Source organism: Hungatella sp. SL.1.14 (assembly GCF_024460495.1).
In the GTDB taxonomy this organism is placed as follows: domain Bacteria; phylum Bacillota; class Clostridia; order Lachnospirales; family Lachnospiraceae; genus Hungatella; species Hungatella hathewayi.
The window spans coordinates 405,053-426,831 of the sequence record NZ_JANFYJ010000001.1 but is presented as its reverse complement, the minus strand read 5'-3'; the positions used below and the strand labels follow the sequence as shown (position 1 = coordinate 426,831).

Genomic DNA, 21,779 nt, shown 5'->3' with positions numbered 1-21,779 from the left:
ATAAAAAAGATGTGCTCCGCAGATTTCACGATCCGCAGAGCACATCTTTTTGCTATATCAGCACCGGTTTATTTCGTACCGAAAATTCTGTCTCCGGCATCGCCAAGACCCGGGCAGATGTAGGCGTTCTCATTTAACTGACGATCGAGATGGCCGACATAGATCTGAATGTCCGGATGTGCCTTATGAAGCCGTTCCAGACCTTCCGGAGCAGCGATAATCGCCATAAACTTAATGTTCTTTCCGCCGTGCTCTTTGATGAAATCCACGGCCGCAACAGCGGAACCGCCGGTAGCCAGCATGGGATCTGTTACTACAATGGTTCTCTGTTCGATGGGGTTCGGAAGCTTGCAGTAATACTCATGAGGCTCATGGGTGACTTCGTCACGATAGAGACCGATATGTCCGACCTTGGCAGACGGAACAAGTGCAAGGATTCCATTGACCATACCGAGTCCGGCACGAAGGATCGGAACAACGGCGAGCTTCTTTCCTGCAATCATGGGAGTCATGCATGTTTCAATCGGAGTTTCGACCTCGACCTCCTTTAAAGGGAGATCTCTTAAGGCTTCATAGCCCATAAGCATGGCGATCTCTTCGATCAGTGCGCGGAACTCATTGGTTCCGGTTCTCTTATCCCTCAGGATAGAAATTTTGTGCTGGATTAACGGGTGGCTGAAGACAGTTACATTTTCAATTGGAAATTCCATGGTATAGTAATCCTTTCTTTAGTTTTTTACAGTATCAGCTGTCTGCGGCAGTATGATATTCATAAGGACTCCGATGACTACGGCGATGAAAAGGCCGGAGATGTTAAGTGTAATGGAGCCTGCGTGGATATTGAGTCCGCCCAGCTGCGCAAAACCGAGGCCAAAGACGAGAATCAGTCCGACGATGGTTAAGTTGCGGCTGTGAGTGAAATCAAGATCTGATTCCGCCAGAGAACGGATTCCGACTGCGGCGATCATACCGAACAGCATAACTTCCACACCGCCTTTAACCGGGCCGGGAATGGTCTGAAGAATTGCGCCAACCTTTCCGAAAAGGCCGAGTATGATCGCGAAGATGGCGGTCACACGCAGGAGACGGGGATTGTAATTTTTCGTCGTAGCTAAAACACCGGTATTCTCAGAATAGGTGGTGTTGGCAGGTCCGCCGACGAATCCGGCAAATAAGGTTGCGAGTCCGTCGCCCATCAGGGTTCTGTGGAGACCCGGATCTTTTAAGAAATCTTTTCCGACTACCGTACCGTTCGTAGTGACATCGCCGATGTGTTCCATAAAGGTGACGCAGGCGATCGGTGCAATGGAGAGAATAGCGCCCAGCTCGAATTTCGGAAGAGACATAAAGGGAACTCCATTCATATCCTTTGTCACAAACGGGATATTAATCCATGCTGCGGACGTAATGGCGGAATAATCCATATGGAAGACTCCGACTGCGCCCAGAATAATACACAGAATGTATCCTGCGGCGATTCCGATTAAGATCGGGACCAGTTTGAAAAAACCGTGTGCGAAAATGGAACAGAGAATTACCACAAAGAGCGTAAACAGGGCGATGCCCAGGTTTAAAGCGATCTCGGAGGTAAGGCCGTCCGCCAGGTTTAATCCGCCGGTCGCATCACCGATCGCGGTACTGGCCAGGTTAATACCGATGACCACAATTACGGGTCCTGTAACAACCGGAGGAAATACCTTTTTGATCTTGTCCGCCCCGATTAAAAAAGCAATCAGCGCAAACAGCAGATAGATCAGACCGGCAAAAATAATTCCACCCTGTGCTAAAGGAATGTTTTCTGCAACCACGGCACCTTCCGGTCGAATGATGGCGCTTAACGCAGCCAGAAATGCGAAGGAAGAACCGAGAAAAACAGGAACCTTAAACTTAGTACAGCAGTGGAATATTAAGGTACCCACACCTGCGGAAAACAGTGCGAGCGATGGATTAAGACCGGTCAGCAAAGGAACCAGAACCGTTGCGCCAAACATGGCAAACAGGTGTTGGATGCTGAGCAGATAGTCTCGTGTTGTCAGTTGCGTTTTTTCACTCATTTTGCTACCCCATTTCATATCTTTGTATTTTTCCGTACTATTTTATCAAATATGGGGTTAAATAGCAACTATTTTCACTATTTTGTGTCAGGTGTGTACTTTATCAGCGCAAAATCACCGAGAACATGAGGTACTGGTATGGAAACATAGATGGTACCCTGATCCTCGTAGCTGAAAACTTCCGGGAATTTTACGGCTTCGTTGGAGCCCTTGGAGGTGGTTTTCGGCTCTTTCCATGGGAAATCCGCACGGCGGAACATTTCGGTATACGTCTCGATATCCGTGTCGTTCTTAATCTTCATCAGTTCTTTTTCCAGTGTGGCATCCGCGTCAGCAAACTGGCAGTCAGCAGACAGCACATATCCGGCCAGTGTGTAAGGATCCGCATAGTCCGTGAGTCCCATGTCTTCTCCGAGCGCGGTGTCGATGGTATTCGTATAGAAGAGACTGACTGGATGGGCACCGCCGTCCGGCATGTAGGAGCCTGTGTAAACAGCAGTCAGGCGTCTCCGGTCCGCAGATACGACCCGGCATTTTACGGTGAGAGAATCCTTGCTTTCGTCCACGCCATATGCCTTGATAAATTCCAAAGCATGTTCATTTAACAGTTTGTTGACTGTTTCCTGCACAGCGGCCTTGCTCAAATTGGAGACAACCGGATATTCGATGGAAATATTACCGGTGGTGTAGGTATGAATGGACGTAGAGACACTGGCAGAATTGTCCGCCTTCTTAGAAGCATCCTTTTCGGATTCGCCATCCGCCGCCTTTGCCGTCTCTTTGTCTGAGCCTTCCGTCTCTTTAGTCTCGGCGGCTGTCGTAGTGGGAGACATGGTTTCCGTCGCCGCGGTCGTGTGGGTGCTTGTCAAATCGGTCTTGTCCTGATTCTTTTTTCCGCAGCCGGCAAGGGAAAGGGCACAGAGGAGTGAAAGAGTGAGAATAACAGTATATCGCTTCATAAAAAGCCTCCTTTATCATTTGAATTCGATAGAGATAGTATACCATAATGGAGGAAAAATGTATTGCAGAATTGCTTACGATTTTGTGTAGATAGATTCCTGAGAAAATTAGTGCCTTGAATTTCACGGCAGTCAGACAGGCTTTATATTCCCGATCCGGAAACATGCAGCCTGTTTATTACCGGCAGTCTGTCACTGGTCTATATATCGTTCCTGCTCTTATTTATTTTTCATTGCTTTGATCAGCAATAAGAGTGCAGATTTTTCGGGTTGAGTCAGTCCGGATAAATCGAGACTGTCTTTGTGTTCCACACCCAAGAGATAATCCGTGGATACTTTGAAAATTTGTGCAATGTGAATTAATACATCATAGGAGGGAAGACGCAGCCCTGTTTCGTAGGCACTGATCACTGATTTAGTGAGTCCTAATTTCTGGGACAATTGGGCTTGGGTCATATTTTCCTGTAAACGTAGAGTTTTTAAGGTGTTTCCAAAGTCAACCATATCAATTCTCCTTTTTCAGTAGTTTACTACATATGGTATGTTTATATGGTTGATTAAATATTCGTATAGTTGACCTGAATCCATAAAAGCTGTATACTTTTTATACAAGAAGCAGGACGGGAGAAGATAAAGGACAATGGAGGGGAAAGTATACCGTGATGAAGAAGCATATTTATAATTTAGAATTTACCGAAGAAGAATTGCAGATGATCTATCTTGTTTTCAGCAGGCTGGAAACAAAATGTTTTGCAAAATGGCGTGCTCTGTGGCCAGATGACGGCGAACGGGCAAGCTCAGACTGTACGAAGCAATGGTTAATTCTGGGAAAGGTAGAGCGTATAAAGGATCGTGTGGCTAAGCCGTTAGGCTTAAGCTTCAGGAAAGAGTGATGGAACTGTACCGCAGTAAAATGAAAAAGGAATCTGCCGTATGGATAGATTCCTTTTTCATGACGTCAGCAATAGAATCCTGACTGGCTTTTTGAACGTGCTTTTGGCTGCTTATGTCAGTGACTGACGATTGGAGATATCACGATGTTTCCCTCCCGGTCGAGCAGAGGGGTTAATCCCCCTGCATTGCCGCCGCAGTGAAACACATAATTCACACCGGTCTCTTTATCTACCCAAATTTCCGTTACATTGAGCGTTCCCTGTGTATATACTTTCTCAAATCTGTCCTTACCCATGTTCCAATCCTCCACTAAATTCTGAGCTGTCATGATCTGTATGTTATCCCTGTCCAGGCTGCCCCTCCTCAGAATATCAGGATAATATTCCATGTATCATCGGAGCAAACACCCCTTTCAAAATAAAAAGCCCTTTTGCTGCATTCCAACAGCTGTTTCAGGAAAAATATGATCTGATATTTTTATGATCATTCGCTATGTCCTTCCGCAAAAGTAAAGAAAAGAAAGAAAAAATCATAACTCAGTGGTATAATACAGTTGTCGCGAAAAACATTAAAAAGTATGGAGCGCAGGTGTTTTCATTTGTTATTCAACTATAACGGAATAATAGAATTAAAATGGGGAGAGAAAAATGAATATTGAACTTGTTAAATTAACTCATGAATATAAGGATCAGCTATTTGACATGCTTGAAGAATGGAAGAACGATATTATAGAAAATCACACCAATATATCCCCATGGAGAATATGGGCAAATGATTTTCATGATTTTGATGATTATGTGAAAAGTATTAACGCAACAGAAGAGCTTAACAACGATTGGGTTCCTGATACAACTTTATTTTGTCTTGACAGAGACAGAAACATTTTTGTTGGCGCTGTCAGTATTCGCCACTATTTAAATGATAAACTACTTAAAACGGGTGGTCACATAGGCGATGGAATCAGACCCGGTGAAAGAAGAAAAGGTTATGCGACGGCAATGATTGCTTTGGCATTAGAAGAGTGTAAAAAGCTTGGCATCACCAGAGTATTGATGTGCTGCGATAAAAATAACATTGGTTCGGCGAAATCAATCATTAAAAATGGAGGAGTATTAGAAAATGAGATTGAAGAAGACGGCCATATTGAGCAGCGCTATTGGATTCAGTTATAGCGCTGATTCAATTTTAAAAAAAAGAAAAGGACTGAAAACCCGATTCGATATCAGGTTTCCAGCCCAGTTCCCTGCCAAGGGTGTAATGCCGGCTGCGGGACTTGAACCCGCACGGTGTTGCCACCAATGGATTTTGAGTCCACCTCGTCTGCCATTCCGACAAGCCGGCGTAACAATCACAGCGTTGATTATTTTATCACAGGATTTTCCATTTGGCAAGTGTTTTTTATGATTATTAAATTGAAAAGAGAGGAAATATATTGTATGATAGATAGAGATTTGTGGAAGGAGGTGTCCGGAGGTGACATGCAAAGAAGCGGAAAGCCTTGTAATGCCTTATATTAAGAATGAACTGACTGATGAAGAACTCTTTGAATTCCTGGAGCATATTGAACATTGCCCGGAATGCAGGGAAGAACTGGAGATATATTTTACCGTGGATGTGGGAATCCGGCAGTTAGACTCCGAGACGGGCAATTATAATATCAAGGGAGCGCTCGAGACAGCGATCGAACAGTCCAGGGAAAGACTGGAAGCGGTTCGTATGGTAAAGATCATGCGCTATGCGGTATCCACACTCAGTGTTATGGCATTAATTATTACGGTTCTTCTGCAGTGCAGAATCTGGCTGCAGGCGGGACTGATCTGACAGGAGAGAACATGGACAAAGAGAAATTAGTATTAATAGACGGACACAGCATCATGAGCCGGGCATTCTACGGAGTGCCGGAGCTGACTAATTCAGAGGGACTTCATACGAACGCCGTATACGGTTTTTTAAACATCATGTTTAAGATACTGGAAGAAGAGCAGGCAGACCACGTGGCGGTGGCATTTGATTTAAAGGAACCGACGTTCCGCCATCAGATGTTTGAACAGTATAAGGGAACGCGAAAGCCCATGCCGGAGGAACTTCATGAGCAGGTAGATTTGATGAAAGAAGTTCTCGGAGCCATGGAGGTTCCGATCCTTACGATGGCCGGCTTCGAGGCCGATGATATTCTGGGCACCGTGGCGAAGGAGAGCCAGGCAAAGGGCGTGGAGGTCGTCGTGGTATCGGGCGACCGGGATCTTCTGCAGCTGGCTGATGAGCACATTAAGATACGGATTCCTAAAACCAGCAGGGGCGGAACGGAGATTAAGGACTACTATCCGGAGGATGTGAAGAATGAGTACCATGTAACTCCGAAGGAATTTATCGATATGAAGGCACTGATGGGAGATTCTTCCGATAACATTCCGGGAGTGCCGTCTATTGGCGAGAAGACGGCCGCTGCCATTATAGAGGCGTACGGCAGTATTGAGAATGCTTACGCCCATATTGAGGAGATTAAACCGCCGAGGGCGAAGAAGTCTCTGGAAGAGAATTACAGCCTCGCGCAGTTGAGTAAGGAACTGGCAGCGATTAATACAAACTGTGGAATTGAGTTTTCTTATGATGATGCAAAAACGGACAGCTTATATACACCGGCTGCCTACCAGTATATGAAGCGTCTGGAATTCAAATCGCTCCTTTCCCGTTTTTCGGATACGCCAGTGGAAAGTCCGTCGGCTGAGGCGCATTTTCGGATGGTAACTGATTTTGGGGAAGCGGAAGCCGTCTTTGCCTCCTGCAGGAAAGGGGCTAAGATCGGACTGGAGCTGGTGATCGAGGATCACGAGCTTACCGCCATGGCGCTCTGTACAGGGGAGGAAGCCACGTACTGTTTCGTCCCCCAGGGATTTATGCGCGCGGAATATCTGGTGGAAAAGGCGAGAGATTTGTGCAGAACGTGCGAACGGGTATCGGTGCTGAAACTGAAGCCTCTGCTTCCATTTTTAAAAGCAGAATCAGACAGCCCGCTGTTTGACGCGGGTGTGGCAGGCTATCTCTTAAATCCGCTTAAGGATACGTACGATTACGATGATCTGGCCCGCGATTATCTCGGACTGACAGTACCGTCCAGAGCCGGCTTAATCGGTAAGCAGTCGGTAAAAATGGCTCTGGAGACCGATGAGAAGAAGGCATTTACGTGCGTCTGCTATATGGGGTATATCGCATTTATGAGTGCGGACCGTCTGACGGAGGAACTGAAGAGGACTGAGATGTACAGCCTCTTTACCGATATTGAGATGCCGCTGATCTACAGCCTTTTCCACATGGAGCAGGTGGGAATCAAGGCGGAGCGAGTGAGGCTGAAAGAGTACGGAGACCGCCTGAAGGTACAGATTGCCGTACTGGAACAGAAGATTTATGAGGAGACGGGGGAAACGTTTAATATCAATTCTCCCAAACAGCTGGGCGAAGTCCTGTTTGACCATATGAAACTTCCCAACGGGAAAAAGACGAAGTCCGGGTATTCTACGGCGGCCGACGTGCTGGACAAACTGGCTCCCGATTATCCGGTAGTGCAGATGATTCTGGATTACCGTCAGCTCACCAAGCTGAATTCCACCTATGCAGAAGGCCTGGCCGTCTATATCGGGCCGGATGAGAGAATACACGGGACTTTTAACCAGACCATCACGGCTACGGGAAGAATCAGCAGTACGGAGCCGAATCTTCAGAATATACCGGTTCGTATGGAACTGGGACGTGAGATTCGCAAGATTTTCGTTCCGGAGGATGGGTACGTCTTCATCGATGCCGACTATTCCCAGATCGAGCTTCGCGTCCTGGCGCATATGTCAGGAGATGAGCGCCTGATCGGAGCTTACCGCCACGCGGAAGATATTCATGCCATCACGGCTTCCGAGGTCTTCCATACACCGCTTGACGAGGTGACGCCGCTGCAGCGAAGAAACGCCAAGGCGGTTAACTTCGGAATCGTGTACGGAATCAGTTCCTTTGGCTTGAGCGAGGGCTTAAGCATCTCCAGAAAAGAGGCGACGGAATATATCAATAAATATTTTGAGACGTATCCGGGTGTGAAGGAATTTCTGGACAGACTTGTGGCGGATGCCAAGGAGACCGGTTATGCGGTGAGCATGTTTGGCAGAAGACGTCCTGTGCCGGAACTGAAATCAGCCAATTTCATGCAGCGTTCCTTCGGCGAGCGCGTGGCCATGAACTCCCCGATCCAGGGAACAGCGGCCGACATCATGAAGATTGCAATGATACGCGTAGACCGGGCGCTGAAGGCGAAAGGCCTTAAGTCACGCATTGTTTTGCAGGTTCATGATGAACTTCTGATCGAGACGCGAAAGGATGAGGTGGAGGCAGTAAAGGCGCTTCTGGTGGATGAGATGAAGCATGCCGCGGATTTATCCGTGTCCCTGGAAGTGGAAGCCAATGTCGGGGATTCCTGGTTTGATGCCAAATAATTGAAAGACAGCACGAGACAGAGAAGGGGACGAAACGTGAGAGTAATAGGACTGACAGGCGGAGTCGGCGCCGGGAAGAGCCGGATTCTCGATATTCTGAAAACTGAGTACGGGGCAGAAATCATCGTTGCAGATCAGGTGGCGCATGAGCTGATGGAACCAGGGCAGGGGGGCTACCGGGAGGTAGTCCGCGCCCTGGGCACCAGCTTTTTAAATCCGGATGGAACCATTGACCGGCCGCTGTTATCCGCGCTCATTTTTCATGACCGGAACGCACTGGAGACGATGAACGGAATCATTCATCCGATGGTATGGAAAACGATCAAAGATAAAATTTCTTCTTCACAAGCGGACTTAATTGTGGTAGAATCTGCAATTATGGGCAGGGAACAGGATGACATCTACGATGAAATGTGGTATGTTTATACATCGGAAGAGAATCGCATCAGACGCCTGAATGAAAACAGGGGTTACAGCAGAGAGCGTTCCTTAAGCATCATGAAGAATCAGCTTTCGGATGAAGAATTCCGGGAGCTGGCGGACCGGGTGATCGATAACAACGGTACCGTGGAAGATGTGAAAGCCGGGCTGGAAGCCATATTGAAAGATAAAGGACGGGAAACATGAGACTGGTAAGTATAGCGAGCGGAAGCAGTGGAAACTGCATCTATGTTGGTTCGGATCATTCCCATATTCTGGTGGATGCCGGTATCAGCAATAAGAGGATTGAGCAGGGATTAAATGAAATCGGGTTAAAGGGCAGTGAACTCGACGGAATCGTCATCACACACGAGCATTCTGATCATACAAAGGGACTGGGCGTTCTGGCGAGAAAGTATGGCGTTCCTCTCTACGGGACAAAGGAGACGCTTGACGAGGTGTCAAAACAGAAGTACCTGGGAGAATATCCCAGAGAGCTGTACCATCCGATCAGTCCGGATGTAGACTTTTTTATAGGAGATCTGGAGGTAAAGCCATTTTCCATTGATCACGATGCGGCGAACCCGGTGGCATACCGGATTCAGCATGACCACAAGTCTGTGGCGGTGGCGACGGATATGGGACATTATGACCAGTACATAATCGATCATCTCCAGGGGCTTGATGCGCTTTTGCTGGAATCAAACCATGATGTCAATATGCTTCAGGCAGGGCCTTACCCCTACTATTTAAAACGGCGTATTTTAGGGGATCACGGCCATCTGTCCAATGAGAATGCCGGACGGCTTTTGTGCTGCATCCTGCACGATAATTTAAAACGGATTCTGCTTGGCCATCTGAGCAAGGAAAATAATTATGAAGAACTGGCTTATGAGACCGTAAAGCTGGAGATTACAGACGGAGATAATCCATTTAAGGCGTCCGATTTTTCGATCGCAGTTGCGGGAAGAGACAGGATGTCGGAAATTATCACTATATAAGACGAGGAGAAAAAGCAGCATGAAGAAAACCATTATCACAGTAGTTGGAAAAGACACCGTAGGGATCATTGCAAAGATTTGCACTTATCTGGCGAACAACCGGGTAAACATCCTGGATATTTCACAGACCATCGTGCAGGATTTCTTTAATATGATGATGATTGTCGACACAAACGACGCAACAAAGCCTTTTGGAGAGCTTGCCGATGAACTGGAACAGATCGGAGACGAGATCGGTGTTAAGGTAAAATGCCAGCGCGAGGATATTTTTACAAAAATGCACCGTATTTAACCAGATGACAAGATAAGCATAAGAAAAAGGATGGTTCCCCGATATGTTGAATATGTTTGAAGTAAATGAAACGAATAAAATGATTGAGCAGGAGAAGCTGGATGTCAGAACGATTACCCTTGGCATCAGCCTTTTAGACTGCAGCGACAGCAATTTAGACGCGGTCAATGAGAAAATCTATAACAAGATCACCAACACGGCTAAGAATCTCGTCGCAGTCGGCAGAGAGATCGAGCGCGATTTCGGCATTCCGATTGTGAATAAGCGAATTTCCGTTACCCCGATTGCGATGGTAGGCGCGGCCGCCTGCAAGAGCCCGGAGGATTACGTGACGATTGCACAGACGCTCGACCGGGCCGCTCACGAGGTTGGCGTAAACTTTATCGGGGGGTATTCCGCGCTGGTGAGCAAGGGTATGACCGACGCGGATGAAAGACTGATCCGTTCCATTCCGCAGGCGCTTGCCGTTACAGAACGCGTATGCAGTTCTGTCAACGTGGGATCCACAAAGACAGGCATCAACATGGATGCCGTAAAGCTGATGGGGGAGATCGTGCTGGCGACGGCTGAGGCCACGAAGGAGTCCGATTCCCTGGGCTGCGCCAAGCTGGTTGTATTCTGCAACGCACCTGACGACAATCCTTTTATGGCGGGCGCATTCCACGGAGTGACGGAGGCGGAGTCAATCATCAACGTAGGCGTCAGCGGACCAGGCGTTGTAAAGACCGCCATCGAAACGGCGAGAGGAAAGGATTTTGAGGTCCTCTGTGAGACGATCAAGAAAACGGCGTTTAAGATCACGAGAGTCGGACAGCTGGTTGCCCAGGAAGCTTCCAAACGCCTGAATATTCCGTTTGGCATCATCGACCTGTCTCTGGCCCCGACTCCGGCTATCGGCGACAGCGTTGCTGAGATCCTGGAAGAGATCGGCTTAGAGCGCGTAGGCGCGCCGGGAACGACAGCGGCTCTTGCCATGCTCAACGATCAGGTGAAGAAGGGCGGAGTTATGGCTTCCTCCTATGTAGGCGGCTTAAGCGGCGCGTTTATTCCGGTAAGCGAGGATCAGGGAATGATAGATGCAGTGTCCATGGGAGCCCTGACTCTGGAAAAACTGGAGGCGATGACCTGTGTCTGCTCTGTGGGACTGGACATGATTGCGATCCCCGGTGATACGCCAGCGACGACGATTGCAGGCATTATCGCGGATGAGGCGGCTATCGGCATGATTAACCAGAAGACGACTGCCGTCAGACTCATTCCGGTTATCGGAAAGACGATTGGAGACACGGTGGAATTCGGCGGACTGCTGGGCTATGCTCCTGTTATGCCGGTCAATCCTTATTCCTGTGAGAAGTTTGTGACCCGCGGCGGAAGAATCCCGGCTCCGATCCACAGCTTTAAAAATTAAGATCAGAACAACAAAGAGAATGAACGCAGGCCCAGATGAACGAGTTACCATCTGGGCCGTATTTGACAGAGAAGAGAATGAACGGGAGGAAGACCGGATGAAACTGTATCTGATTCGCCATGGGCGCCAGTGCAGCCAGCTGTGCAATGTAAATGTAGATTTGGCCGAGGAAGGCTTCCGGCAGGCAGAGCTTCTGGGGAAGCGCCTGGCGGGAGAGAAGATTGAGGCTGTTTATTCCAGCCATTTACTTAGAGCGGTTCAGACTGCGGAGACGGCGAACCGCTTCTGGAATGCGGAACATATCATTAAGGAGGAACTGCGCGAGATATCCTTTGGAGAGATGGAAGGAATGTGCGACGAGGACATCGCCGTGAAATTCGCCGCATTTAAGAAGGAGCAGGAAACGATGGAGACCGATTTGCCGTATCCTGGAGGAGAGTGCGCGGGAGATGTCATCCGGCGGGCGATGCCGGTATTCCTTGAGATGGCTGAGAGCGGTTACCAGAAGATCGCAGTGGTCACCCACGGAGGCGTAATCAGAAGCATGCTCTCCGCATTTTTAGGAATGGAGCCGGCCAGATACAGGATCCTGGGTAAGACACTGGAAAACTGCAGCATCACAGAGGTGGTATATCAGCCGGACAATCAATGCTTTACAGTAGAACGGTTTAACGATTACGCACATTTGGAGCCGTATCCGGAGCTTTTAAGGAGCAGCTGGGTATCTGCGGAGAACTAAAGGACAGGGGAATTTGAATGGAGCAGAGCGGTATGGATCGGGAAAAAAGAGAAGAAATTAAAATACTTTTTGAGGACTTTCTGGATGAAGGGCTGATCAGGATAATTTTGAGCAATCCGGTCCTTAAGGAGGGAGCAGGACCGGGCAAAGTGCTGAAGGTCCGGGTGCGCCCGGTTATGCTGAAGGGCGGAATGGTTTTTCAGGCGGAAGAACTGACGGAAAAGCAGGCGTTTCACAGAAATCTGACGAAAGAGGAAGGGGTGCCTTACTTACTCGGACTGCTTGAGGGCGGTTTTAAGCAGGCGGAGGCGGAATCTGTCAAAGGACAGGCCCGTGTGATGGTGGGAAAGAAAGGGACCGTCACGGTCAAAGTTAAGAAAAATCAGCAGAAAATAGTGGCTGCTCCCAATGTGGCATCCCATAACAGGCAGAAACGCTACATCCTGGAGGAAGGAAAACCGGTTGCGTTCCTGGAGGATTTAGGCGTCATGACCGCGGATGGGAAGGTAATCCGTTCCCGCTACGATAAATTCCGGCAGATCAACCGGTTCCTGGAATTCATCGAAGACATTCTTCCGAGACTGGATAAGAGCAGGGAAAATGTTATTATTGATTTCGGATGCGGAAAATCTTATCTGACCTTTGCCATGTATTATTATCTTCATGAGCTGAGGGGCTATGAGGTGCGCATTATCGGTCTGGATTTAAAGCAGGACGTGATTGATCGCTGCAACCGTCTCAGCGAGGCGTACGGCTTTGACAAGCTGAAGTTTTATCACGGCGATATTGCCTCCTACGACGGCGTGGATCATGTGGACATGGTCGTGACGCTCCATGCCTGTGACACAGCTACGGATTACGCCCTGGAAAAAGCGGTCAAATGGGATGCTTCCGTGATTCTCTCCGTCCCCTGCTGTCAGCATGAACTCAATAAGCAGATGGATAACGAACTGCTGCGTCCGGTGTTCCAGTACGGACTGATCAAGGAACGTATGGCGGCCTTATACACCGATGCCCTCCGGGCGGAGATCCTGGAAAACAGGGGGTATCGGACTCAGATCCTGGAGTTTATCGATATGGAGCACACTCCGAAGAATATACTGATCCGTGCAGTGAAACAGGGAGGCCCCAAAGATAACCGGAAGGAGATCGAGGATATCCTGCAGTTCCTGGGGACAGAGCAGACGCTGGCCAGGCTGCTGCTGGAAGATCAGGGCATTTAAGATTAGGGCATTTGAACAAAAACAGGGCTGGAATTACGGAAATCTGAATGGCATTTTCTCTTTGACTGTGGTATGATAGAGAAAATTACAGGAAGGAGTAAAATTATGCCATTTATTAATTCCAGGGTAAATGTGCCGCTTACGGACGGCGAAAAGGAAACGCTGAAGGGTAAGCTGGGACAGGCAATATCCCTGATTCCGGGGAAATCAGAAAGCTGGCTGATGGTTGGCTTTGAGGACAATTATTCTCTTTATTTTAAGGGGAAGAACGATACGAAACTGGCTTATGTGGAGGTGAAGATTTTCGGCGGTACTACGGATGAAGCTTACGATAAGCTTACGGCCAGACTGTGTCAGATCTATGAGGAGGTGCTGGGGATTCCTCAGGATAAGATTTATATCAAATACGAGGAAGTGGAACACTGGGGCTGGAACGGCGCTAATTTCTAGTATTATCAGGAAAGTGGGCATATTCCCACTGACATGAGTCAGACATGGAGGAAAAACCTATGGAATTGTGGGATGTTTACGACGAAAACAGGAAACTGACCGGTAAGAAACATGAGCGGGGCGTGCCGCTGGGACCAGGGGAGTACCATATCATAGCCGATGTCTGGACCGTGAACCAGAGATCGGAGATCCTGCTCACCAGAAGGCACCCGGATAAGCCGTACGGCCTTTTGTGGGAGTGCACCGGAGGATCTGTGCTGACGGGGGAAAACAGCGTGGAAGGGGCGCTCCGTGAGCTCTCAGAGGAGGTTGGAATCCACGCGTCAAAAGAAGAGCTTCACCTGATCCACTCCATTTGTTTAAAGGAGCGGTTTGTGGATACGTACATTACCCGTCAGAAGGTGAACCTGGAAGATTTAAAGCTTCAGGCGGAGGAAGTGGTGGATGCGAAGTTTGTCGTGTTTGATGAGCTGATGAAGATGTGGCGTCAGGGAATCGTGGTTCCGAAATCCAGATTTCTGCTCTATAAAGATAAGATAGAGAGTTTTATCCGGCCGTCATGACTTCATGACGACCGAATGTGTATATTCATTTTTCAGACGAGTATGATATTTTCCGGAAACGACGGCCTGGTAGAGGTGAGAACAGAACAGATCCTTCTGAAACATCTCCCACGCCGTTCCTTCCAGGAGACTGCCGGCGTCGGCCGTTTTTGTGATGAGAGGGATCGTCCCTCTTTTTTTGATATCTGAAAGGACAGCCGATGCCCTGCGGTTAAAGCCAAGCACACGGGCGTAAGGCGCATAATCTGCGGCGCGGGCGGCCATGATCTCCTGATCCGTGATGCCCAGCAGAAGATGAAGAAGGGCACGGCTGATTCTCGTATAGGTGTACTGCCGCGTCTTTAACGCGCTTATCCTGTCTTCAAAAGTAGTGAAGGAGAGAAGGTCCTTCCTGATTCTGGCGGCCAGATCTGATGAGACATCGAGATACTGGTCAAAGGGAACCGATGCCGCCGTCATACGTAACAACCCGGCATTTAATAACGTTGAGAAATCGTTGGAAAAGACCGGGAAAGCCGTTTCCAGAAAATCCCCGGCAAAGGACGGCATTCCCTGGAGAACAGAATCCGGAAATCCATGGCAGCCGTTTGATTCCCATGCCTCCATCGCTTTGCGTATCGCAGAGGCGGAACAGAAGCCGCCGGTAAATCCGGTATCGTGGTATCCGCTTCCCTGACGCCGGACGGTGATGGGACGGATGGGGCTTTTTCGTCTTACGACAGCCTTGGCGTATTCGATTCCCAGTATATTGTTGGGCGAATTGAGAAGTGCTTCATCAAAATCACCGGTTAAGGAGAGCGCATGAGCCCGTGCCTGGGGCCAGGTGAAGCCCATTTTCAGATGTTCCTTCAGCGCAGCCGTATAAAGTTCCGGTTCTGAGGCCAGAATAGAAGCAGCACGGGAAATTTCTTCCATATCACCGCATTCACTTCCGAAACAGACGGAACCGACAACGCCCAGGCGGTCCAGAAGTGCGATCCCACAGGCCGCGAAGTCTTCCGCGCTGCTGGTGGCGAAGATGGCCGGCATCTCCAGGACTAAATCGGCGCCGGCCTCTAAGGCCATGGCTGTTCTTGTGTATTTGTCATAGATCGCCGGGGCGCCCCTCTGGACAAAATCGCCGCTCATGACGGCAATACAGTAATCGGCGCCGGCCAGTTCTTTTGCTTTTTTTATATGCCAGGCATGTCCTTTGTGGAGCGGATTGTATTCTGCTATGATGCCGACAATGTAAGCATTTTCATTTTTGGTCATAAATAACGTCCTTTTTTTGCAGTTTTCCACTCTATTATGCTATTGTTTCATAAAAAATGCAAATTATTTCGAGACAGCACTTGAAAATTTTAATCAAAGCACATAGAATAGAATCAGAATTGTAATATTCATTCATATTATTAAAAAGAACAGGAGAGAATACAGGTATGAAATTCTTGGTAGAAACTTCAGCGCGTCATGTGCATTTAACTCAGGAGCATCTTGAGATTTTATTTGGTAAGGGATATGAACTCACAAGAAAGAAAGATTTATCCCAGCCGGGACAGTATGCATGTGAAGAGAGAGTTACCATTGTAGGCTCCAAAAAGGAATTAGCAGGAGTATCCATACTGGGACCGGTCAGAAAAGCGACTCAGGTAGAGCTTTCCTTAACAGATGCGCGTGCGATTGGCGTAGCTGCACCGATCAGAGAATCCGGAGACGTGGCGGGAAGCGGAGCATGTAAGATCGTCGGACCATGCGGAGAGATTGAGATCACAGAGGGCGTAATCGCTGCAAAGCGTCATATCCATGCTACCAGCGCAGACGCGGAGGCGCTGGGCGTAAAGAACGGTGAGATCGTTTTCGTTAAGGTTGATACAGACGGAAGAAGCCTTGTATTCGGCGATGTAGTGGTTCGCGTAAGCGACAGCTATGCGCTGGCGATGCATATCGACACGGATGAATCCAATGCCGCTGCCTGTGGCAGAGAACAGTACGGCGAAATTGTAAAATAATAAAAGGAGAAATACTGTAAAATGAAGATTTTAGTTATCAACTGTGGAAGTTCTTCCTTAAAATATCAGTTAATTGATATGGAGAACGAAGAGGTTTTAGCAAAAGGATTGTGTGAACGAATCGGTATTGAGGGTTCCAATTTATCCCACAAGGCAGCAGGAAAAGAAGAACTGGAAGTTAAGAAAGAGATGCCGAATCACACGGTAGCGATCAAGATGGTCATGGATGCTCTGGTAGATCCGGAATACGGCGTGATCAAGGATACCAGCGAAATCTCAGCAGTGGGACACCGCGTTCTGCACGCAGGAACGGTCTACAGTGACTCCATCGTCGTTGATGAGGACGTAAAGAAAGTAATCCGCGACTGCTTCGACTTAGGACCGCTTCACAATCCGGCAAACTTAATGGGAATTGAAGCATGTGAGGAAGCGATGCCGGGAACACCGAACGTAGCCGTATTTGATACTGCATTCGGTATGAAGATGCCGGAGAAGGCAAGCTTATATGCGATTCCTTATGAGTATTATGAGAAATACAGCATCCGCCGTTACGGCTTCCACGGGACAAGCCACAGCTACGTATCCAAAGAAGCGATCAAGTACTGTGAGTTAGATCCTGAGAAGGCAAAAGTTATCGTCTGCCACCTGGGAAACGGCGCCAGCGTATCCGCTTCCATCGGCGGCAAGTGTGTTGACACCAGCATGGGATTAACACCGTTGGAAGGTCTCATCATGGGTACCAGAAGCGGTGATATCGATCCTGCGGTAGTACAGTTTATCTGTAATAAAGAAGGCAAGGATGTCAACGAAGTGCTGAATATCCTGAATAAGAAATCCGGTATTCTCGGAATGTCCGGCGGCGTATCCAGCGATTTCAGAGACGTTCAGAAGGCTCAGGGGGAAGGCAACCACAAAGCGGATGTTGCAATTCAGGCATTCATCTACCGTGTGGCCAAATATATCGGTGCTTACGTAGCCGCAATGAACGGCGTTGACGCTATTGTCTTCACGGCCGGCGTTGGTGAGAATGACAAACCGATCAGAGGCGCTGTATGCGAATATTTAGGATATCTCGGAATTGAGATTGATCCGGAGATCAACAAGGCAAGAGGCAAGAGAGTGACCATTTCCACTCCGGAATCCAAGGTTAAAGTATGTGTAATCCCGACCAACGAGGAGCTGTCCATCGCCAGAGAAACCTTAGCTCTTGTGAAATAACTGGTTGTGTAATATTGGAAATATTTTGTTGACAAATGATGCGCGCCTGTGTATAATAGCATAGGTGCGTATTAATGGAGATTAATATGCTTATTAATTTGTCAGAGTTGTTTACCCTGGAAGGGAAAGAGAAAACTTATACACCTGATATTGAAATGGACATCTATCATGGTCCTGGCGGCGATTATGAGATTGTCTCCAAGGAACCGGTGGTTCTGCGAATTATGAATCTGGGCAACAGGAAACTGGAAGCGGAAGGGAAGGCTATGCTTACTCTGAGAATTCCGTGTGACCGCTGCCTCGATCCGGTGGAGGTACCGTTGGAATTTGATATAGTCCGTACCCTGGATTTGAATGAATCTGAGGAGGAGCGTGTAGAAGAGCTCGATGAACAACCGTATTTAAAAGGTTATAATCTGGATGTAGACCAGTTGGTTTGTGATGAACTCATACTGAATCTGCCTATGAAGGTTCTCTGCAGTGAAAGCTGTAAGGGGATTTGTAATAGATGTGGAACAAATCTCAATCATGAGACTTGCGACTGCGACAAAAGGTCCATGGACCCCAGAATGGCAGTCATCCAGGATATTTTTAAACAGTTTAAGGAGGTGTAACCATGTCTATCTGTCCAAAGAACAAATCTTCTAAAGCTAGAAGAGATAAACGTAGAGCAAACTGGAAGATGAGTGCTCCGAACTTAGTTAAGTGCAGCAAGTGCGGCGAACTTATGATGCCTCACAGAGTTTGCAAGGCTTGCGGTTCTTATAACAAGAGAGAAATCGTCAGCGTTGACTAATCTCGGTAAGTACCACAAAACGGCCCTGAAAGCGGCATAAAATCAAGGTTCTTCATTTTTGGAGGAACCTTGTTTTTTTGCTTTTTTTCGCCTTTTGGCGAAAAGGCGAAAATTTTCCGACAGTTGGACTGCGTCTTAAGCAATGAATGGGGAAATAGTTCCAGCTGCTTCAGTCCGATTTCGCTGATAGACTGCTAAAAAGATAAGATTTAGCAGCAATAGCTAATTTTTTCTATAAGTGCCTGCAAAGGCGCATGAATGCTTCACATGTGGAGTGCCTGACAAGGCAGTGCAAGCAGCTCTTGATGTTTTTGCGGAGGTAAAAAGTAGCAAGCAGTATTTCGGGTGTACCGCGAAATACTGCTTGTCACTTTTGAAAACAACTATAGCGTAGGATACCTTAATAGAATAAAGCCTAGCTAAACCAATCCGAAAGTGAAAATTCAACGCTTCTTTTTCTTCCTGTATTTCCAGACAACTGCCAGAATATCTTTGAGAACAAGAAAAGAGTCCAGATCGTCATATCCGTAATTCTTTTCCAAGTCGCTTAGTAATTTACACAGCTCTGAAGCATAATAAGATACTTCAACTTCGCTTTGATATTGGATAAGTATTGGATATTTTTTACTCCATACATTTGTCCAGTCAATTTTGTTGGATATCTCGTCGCTCGTTCTCTCGATGACTTCTTGTATCTCCCTTATATCGACATTAAATTCAATCAGTTCATTTCGTGTCATAACTTTATGTTACTTTATAGTTTTTTGGTCATCTGGACCCCAATCGGTCACCATTTTATCGTTTTACATATAGGTTCATTCTACAAGAAGCCCAGTAACCATACGCTCTCCAGTTTATAGAGAAGCTGTAATCGGCGGGGAAAATAACTGCTTTTTATGAACAACAGGAATATCCCAGACATTAAAAACGCCAGCAATGATTCGCTGGCGTTTTGCTTTATAGAGGAAATATCTTATTTCCACTTTCAAAATGTACGTTCACAAAGAACAAAGTTTTAGATATAACAATATTTTCGAATTATCATAAATATGCTTGTACCAACCTGACGAAGTATCGGGTAAAATGAAAGAAAATCAAGAAGTTTTTAATCATTGGAAGGACATCGTTCGTTATTATATATATAGGCCGACAGGGGAAGGAGTTGGAAGCGTGCTAAGCGACGACGAATTAGTGGAACAGATACAGGATGGAGATGAAAATGCGGCGGAAGAACTGATAAAACGCTATTATACATCTATTTTGCGTTATTGTAAGTGGCATTGCTCCAACCTGGAGAGGGCGGAAGATCTCACACAGGAAACATTCCTTAAGCTGTTTAAAAACATTTATAGGTATAAAGGAAAGAAAAAATTCAAGGCCTACTTATATACCATTGCGAACCATTTGTGTATTGATGAGAGCCGAAAGCTCCAGGCCTATTCCTTAGAAGACGATGAAACAATCTTGAATGAATGTGAGGAAATTCTCCGGGTTGAGGATCGGGAAGAGATAAAATATCTTTTAAATGCGTTATCGTTGGAACAAAGGGAAACCGTGATTCTGCGTTTTGGAGAACAGCTCAGTTTTGAGGAAATTGCAAAGGTTATGGGATGTAATATGAGAACCGCGCAAAGCCGGGTTCGGAACGCATTAAAAGCGATGAGAAAGGAGCAGCAAGATGGAAGATAAAGTTTTGAAAGCTCATTTGCAGCATGCTTTAAGGCAGGAAGTACAGCCGGAAAGATTAGAAGAAACAATCAATTCCTGTATCGAGGTTATGCGTAAGCAGAAATTTACGGCAGAAGCAAGGACGGGGTTTTTTGGCTATCTGTCAGACGTATTTCGATTTGAGGGGATTCCGATACTGGGACTGCAGGCAATAACGTTACTCCTTGTATGCCTGGCAATTTCCAATCTGTCGGATATTCCAAAATATATTCCCCTTTTTATCCCGTTATTTGTTTTGGCTATCATGCCGGTAATCTTTAAAAGCCAATATTATGGAATGAGTGAGATGGAAGCAGTAACGAGAGCATCCGGCGCTCAGATCATGCTGACGAAGCTGATCCTGTCCGGGGCAGCCAACCTAGTATGCATCACGATACTTTTATTTATGGAGACTTATCAGCAGAATTCCTGCAAAGGAATCGGACAAATGATTCTATACTGCCTGGTTCCCTATCTGGTGTGTATGGTTGGCCTGCTGCGCGTCATCCGCATGCGAAAGAAAGAGGGCTTACCGGTTTGTGTATTTATCATGCTCGGTTCCTGTGTTTTCTGGGGCTTGTCGGCCAATGCACTGCCATGGTTATACGAGGCGACGGCAACCGGTTTGTGGCTTATCATGTTTGTGGTTTTTTCTGCATTCTTTCTCCAGGAAATCCGCTATATTGCAGCTATAAGAAAGGAAGGGAAGATGTATGGAATTATCGCTTGACCGTTTAACAAAACAGTATGGCAGGAAAATAGCGGTTGATTGTGTCAGCACAGTGTTAAAGCCTGGGGTATATGGCCTTTTGGGAGCGAACGGCGCAGGCAAGACTACCTTACTCCGCATGCTGTGCGCTGTTTTAGAACCGACCTCCGGGGAGGTGCTGTTTAATGAAACAGAAGTGGTTTCCATGGGTGCTGATTACCGGAATATCATAGGTTATCTGCCGCAGGATTTCGGATATTATCCGGGTTACACCGCGATGGAATTTTTGATGTATATTGCGGCGCTCAAGGGGATACCAAAGCGCATGGCTAAGAGGCGTGCGGCGGAGCTTTTGGAGGTGGTCGGCTTGAGCCAGGAGGCAGGAAAGAAAATCAAAACTTTTTCAGGCGGCATGAAGCAGCGGGTTGGGATTGCACAGGCATTACTCAATAACCCGAAAATTGTGATTTTGGATGAGCCGACGGCCGGGCTGGACCCGAAGGAGCGCGTCCGATTCCGCAATCTGCTTTCCGATTATGCAGAAGATAAAATCGTAATCCTTTCGACCCATATCGTGTCAGACATCGAAGCAATTGCAGATGAAGTGCTGCTGATAAAGAAAGGAAGATTTGTAATGCAGGGAACCGTTCCGGAACTGATCCGCAGAGCTGACGGTAAAGTGTGGGAACTTTCTGTTTCCCAGGAAGAGGCCAGGAGATGGCAGGAAAAAGCAACCGTGGCTAATTTACGGCATGAAGAAAACAGAATCGTGCTGCGTATTGTTTCCGACGATCGGCCTGGCGACAATGCCGTACCATGCGAAGCAGCATTAGAAGATATTTACCTGTATTATTTTCAGACGGAGGAGGGGGATCGGTAA

The 21,779-nt window shown here is 47.3% G+C and carries 26 protein-coding genes and 1 tRNA gene; 19 read left to right on the top strand and 8 right to left on the bottom strand.

Annotated features, from left to right (window positions below):
- Positions 1–68: 68 nt before the first annotated feature.
- From upp to NE473_RS02065, 4 genes are all read right to left on the bottom strand, one after another.
- Positions 69–698: a uracil phosphoribosyltransferase gene (gene upp, locus NE473_RS02080; RefSeq protein WP_039892828.1), complete on the bottom strand. Its 630-nt coding sequence runs from the start codon at positions 696–698 to the stop codon at positions 69–71.
- A gap of 30 nt (positions 699–728) precedes the next feature.
- Positions 729–2,054: a uracil-xanthine permease family protein gene (locus NE473_RS02075; protein ID WP_432762485.1), complete on the bottom strand. Its 1,326-nt coding sequence runs from the start codon at positions 2,052–2,054 to the stop codon at positions 729–731.
- A gap of 77 nt (positions 2,055–2,131) precedes the next feature.
- Positions 2,132–3,013 carry a polysaccharide deacetylase family protein gene (locus tag NE473_RS02070; protein WP_055652167.1) on the bottom strand — a complete coding sequence of 294 codons (882 nt, stop codon included), beginning with the start codon at positions 3,011–3,013 and terminating at the stop codon, positions 2,132–2,134.
- A gap of 219 nt (positions 3,014–3,232) precedes the next feature.
- Positions 3,233–3,517, bottom strand: a complete 285-nt coding sequence (locus tag NE473_RS02065; protein ID WP_055652168.1) for a helix-turn-helix domain-containing protein — start codon at positions 3,515–3,517, stop codon at positions 3,233–3,235.
- Positions 3,518–3,675: 158 nt separating this feature from the next.
- Here NE473_RS02065 and NE473_RS02060 point away from each other — a divergent pair, with 158 nt between their 5' ends.
- Entirely contained in the window at positions 3,676–3,906 is a 231-nt protein-coding gene (locus NE473_RS02060; protein ID WP_006775982.1) for a hypothetical protein, read from the top strand.
- Positions 3,907–4,022: 116 nt separating this feature from the next.
- Here NE473_RS02060 and NE473_RS02055 read toward each other — a convergent pair whose 3' ends face one another.
- Complete coding sequence (locus NE473_RS02055; RefSeq protein ID WP_055652178.1) at positions 4,023–4,202, bottom strand: DUF6440 family protein; 180 nt, start codon at positions 4,200–4,202, stop codon at positions 4,023–4,025.
- A 352-nt stretch (positions 4,203–4,554) separates the two neighbouring features.
- Here NE473_RS02055 and NE473_RS02050 point away from each other — a divergent pair, with 352 nt between their 5' ends.
- Complete coding sequence (locus NE473_RS02050; RefSeq protein WP_055652169.1) at positions 4,555–5,079, top strand: GNAT family N-acetyltransferase; 525 nt, start codon at positions 4,555–4,557, stop codon at positions 5,077–5,079.
- Between the two features lie 86 nt (positions 5,080–5,165).
- On the opposite strand, the gene NE473_RS02045 is transcribed toward NE473_RS02050, so the two are convergent.
- Positions 5,166–5,248 (bottom strand) — tRNA-Leu (locus tag NE473_RS02045).
- 132 nt (positions 5,249–5,380) lie between these two features.
- On the opposite strand from NE473_RS02045, the gene NE473_RS02040 reads away from it, so the two are divergent.
- The 10 genes from NE473_RS02040 to NE473_RS01995 all read left to right on the top strand — a co-directional run bounded on the left by NE473_RS02040 (position 5,381) and on the right by NE473_RS01995 (position 14,478).
- On the top strand, positions 5,381–5,728 hold the full coding sequence (locus NE473_RS02040) for an anti-sigma factor family protein (RefSeq protein ID WP_022032147.1): 348 nt from the start codon (positions 5,381–5,383) through the stop codon (positions 5,726–5,728).
- 11 nt (positions 5,729–5,739) lie between these two features.
- Positions 5,740–8,382 carry a DNA polymerase I gene (gene polA, locus NE473_RS02035; protein ID WP_055652170.1) on the top strand — a complete coding sequence of 881 codons (2,643 nt, stop codon included), beginning with the start codon at positions 5,740–5,742 and terminating at the stop codon, positions 8,380–8,382.
- Positions 8,383–8,418: 36 nt separating this feature from the next.
- Positions 8,419–9,009 (top strand): dephospho-CoA kinase, encoded by a 591-nt coding sequence (gene coaE / locus NE473_RS02030; protein ID WP_039892826.1) that lies wholly within the window; start codon positions 8,419–8,421, stop codon positions 9,007–9,009.
- Positions 9,006–9,803: an MBL fold metallo-hydrolase gene (locus tag NE473_RS02025; RefSeq protein ID WP_006775989.1), complete on the top strand. Its 798-nt coding sequence runs from the start codon at positions 9,006–9,008 to the stop codon at positions 9,801–9,803. The genes coaE and NE473_RS02025 overlap by 4 nt, the downstream gene beginning before the upstream one ends.
- 19 nt (positions 9,804–9,822) lie before the next feature.
- The gene (locus tag NE473_RS02020; protein ID WP_002604259.1) at positions 9,823–10,095 is read left to right on the top strand and encodes an ACT domain-containing protein; all 273 of its coding nucleotides are present in this window, start codon (positions 9,823–9,825) and stop codon (positions 10,093–10,095) included.
- Between the two features lie 43 nt (positions 10,096–10,138).
- Positions 10,139–11,503 (top strand): PFL family protein, encoded by a 1,365-nt coding sequence (locus NE473_RS02015; RefSeq protein ID WP_055652171.1) that lies wholly within the window; start codon positions 10,139–10,141, stop codon positions 11,501–11,503.
- A 97-nt stretch (positions 11,504–11,600) separates the two neighbouring features.
- A complete protein-coding gene (locus NE473_RS02010) occupies positions 11,601–12,242 on the top strand; it encodes a histidine phosphatase family protein (RefSeq protein WP_055652179.1) in 642 nt (213 codons plus the stop codon).
- 32 nt (positions 12,243–12,274) lie between these two features.
- Positions 12,275–13,465: a class I SAM-dependent methyltransferase gene (locus NE473_RS02005; protein ID WP_022032151.1), complete on the top strand. Its 1,191-nt coding sequence runs from the start codon at positions 12,275–12,277 to the stop codon at positions 13,463–13,465.
- A 105-nt stretch (positions 13,466–13,570) separates the two neighbouring features.
- The gene (locus NE473_RS02000; RefSeq protein WP_022032152.1) at positions 13,571–13,915 is read left to right on the top strand and encodes a phenylpyruvate tautomerase MIF-related protein; all 345 of its coding nucleotides are present in this window, start codon (positions 13,571–13,573) and stop codon (positions 13,913–13,915) included.
- A 59-nt stretch (positions 13,916–13,974) separates the two neighbouring features.
- Complete coding sequence (locus NE473_RS01995) at positions 13,975–14,478, top strand: NUDIX hydrolase (RefSeq protein WP_055652172.1); 504 nt, start codon at positions 13,975–13,977, stop codon at positions 14,476–14,478.
- Here NE473_RS01995 and NE473_RS01990 read toward each other — a convergent pair.
- Positions 14,473–15,732 carry a nucleotidyltransferase gene (locus NE473_RS01990; RefSeq protein WP_055652173.1) on the bottom strand — a complete coding sequence of 420 codons (1,260 nt, stop codon included), beginning with the start codon at positions 15,730–15,732 and terminating at the stop codon, positions 14,473–14,475. The two genes, NE473_RS01995 and NE473_RS01990, sit on opposite strands and share 6 nt — an antisense overlap.
- A gap of 167 nt (positions 15,733–15,899) precedes the next feature.
- On the opposite strand from NE473_RS01990, the gene pduL reads away from it, so the two are divergent.
- The 4 genes from pduL (at position 15,900) to rpmF (ending at position 18,483) form a co-directional block, all read left to right on the top strand.
- Positions 15,900–16,469, top strand: coding sequence for a phosphate propanoyltransferase (gene pduL / locus NE473_RS01985; protein ID WP_055652174.1), 570 nt, complete (start codon positions 15,900–15,902; stop codon positions 16,467–16,469).
- A 21-nt stretch (positions 16,470–16,490) separates the two neighbouring features.
- Positions 16,491–17,687, top strand: coding sequence for an acetate/propionate family kinase (locus tag NE473_RS01980; RefSeq protein ID WP_055652175.1), 1,197 nt, complete (start codon positions 16,491–16,493; stop codon positions 17,685–17,687).
- Between the two features lie 86 nt (positions 17,688–17,773).
- Entirely contained in the window at positions 17,774–18,301 is a 528-nt protein-coding gene (locus NE473_RS01975) for a YceD family protein (RefSeq protein WP_055652176.1), read from the top strand.
- Positions 18,302–18,303: 2 nt separating this feature from the next.
- A complete protein-coding gene (rpmF, locus tag NE473_RS01970; protein ID WP_015528925.1) occupies positions 18,304–18,483 on the top strand; it encodes a 50S ribosomal protein L32 in 180 nt (59 codons plus the stop codon).
- Between the two features lie 443 nt (positions 18,484–18,926).
- Here the strand turns inward: rpmF and NE473_RS01965 are convergent, their stop codons facing one another.
- Positions 18,927–19,223 (bottom strand): hypothetical protein, encoded by a 297-nt coding sequence (locus NE473_RS01965; RefSeq protein WP_155560682.1) that lies wholly within the window; start codon positions 19,221–19,223, stop codon positions 18,927–18,929.
- Positions 19,224–19,653: 430 nt separating this feature from the next.
- Between NE473_RS01965 and NE473_RS01960 the strand changes: the two genes are divergently transcribed.
- From NE473_RS01960 to NE473_RS01950, 3 genes are read left to right on the top strand one after another with little or no spacing between them, the layout of a single operon-like run.
- On the top strand, positions 19,654–20,172 hold the full coding sequence (locus tag NE473_RS01960; protein ID WP_022030656.1) for an RNA polymerase sigma factor: 519 nt from the start codon (positions 19,654–19,656) through the stop codon (positions 20,170–20,172).
- A complete protein-coding gene (locus NE473_RS01955) occupies positions 20,162–20,920 on the top strand; it encodes a hypothetical protein (RefSeq protein ID WP_055648997.1) in 759 nt (252 codons plus the stop codon). Before NE473_RS01960 ends, NE473_RS01955 begins: the two co-directional genes overlap by 11 nt.
- A complete protein-coding gene (locus NE473_RS01950; protein WP_055648996.1) occupies positions 20,904–21,779 on the top strand; it encodes an ABC transporter ATP-binding protein in 876 nt (291 codons plus the stop codon). The genes NE473_RS01955 and NE473_RS01950 overlap by 17 nt, the downstream gene beginning before the upstream one ends.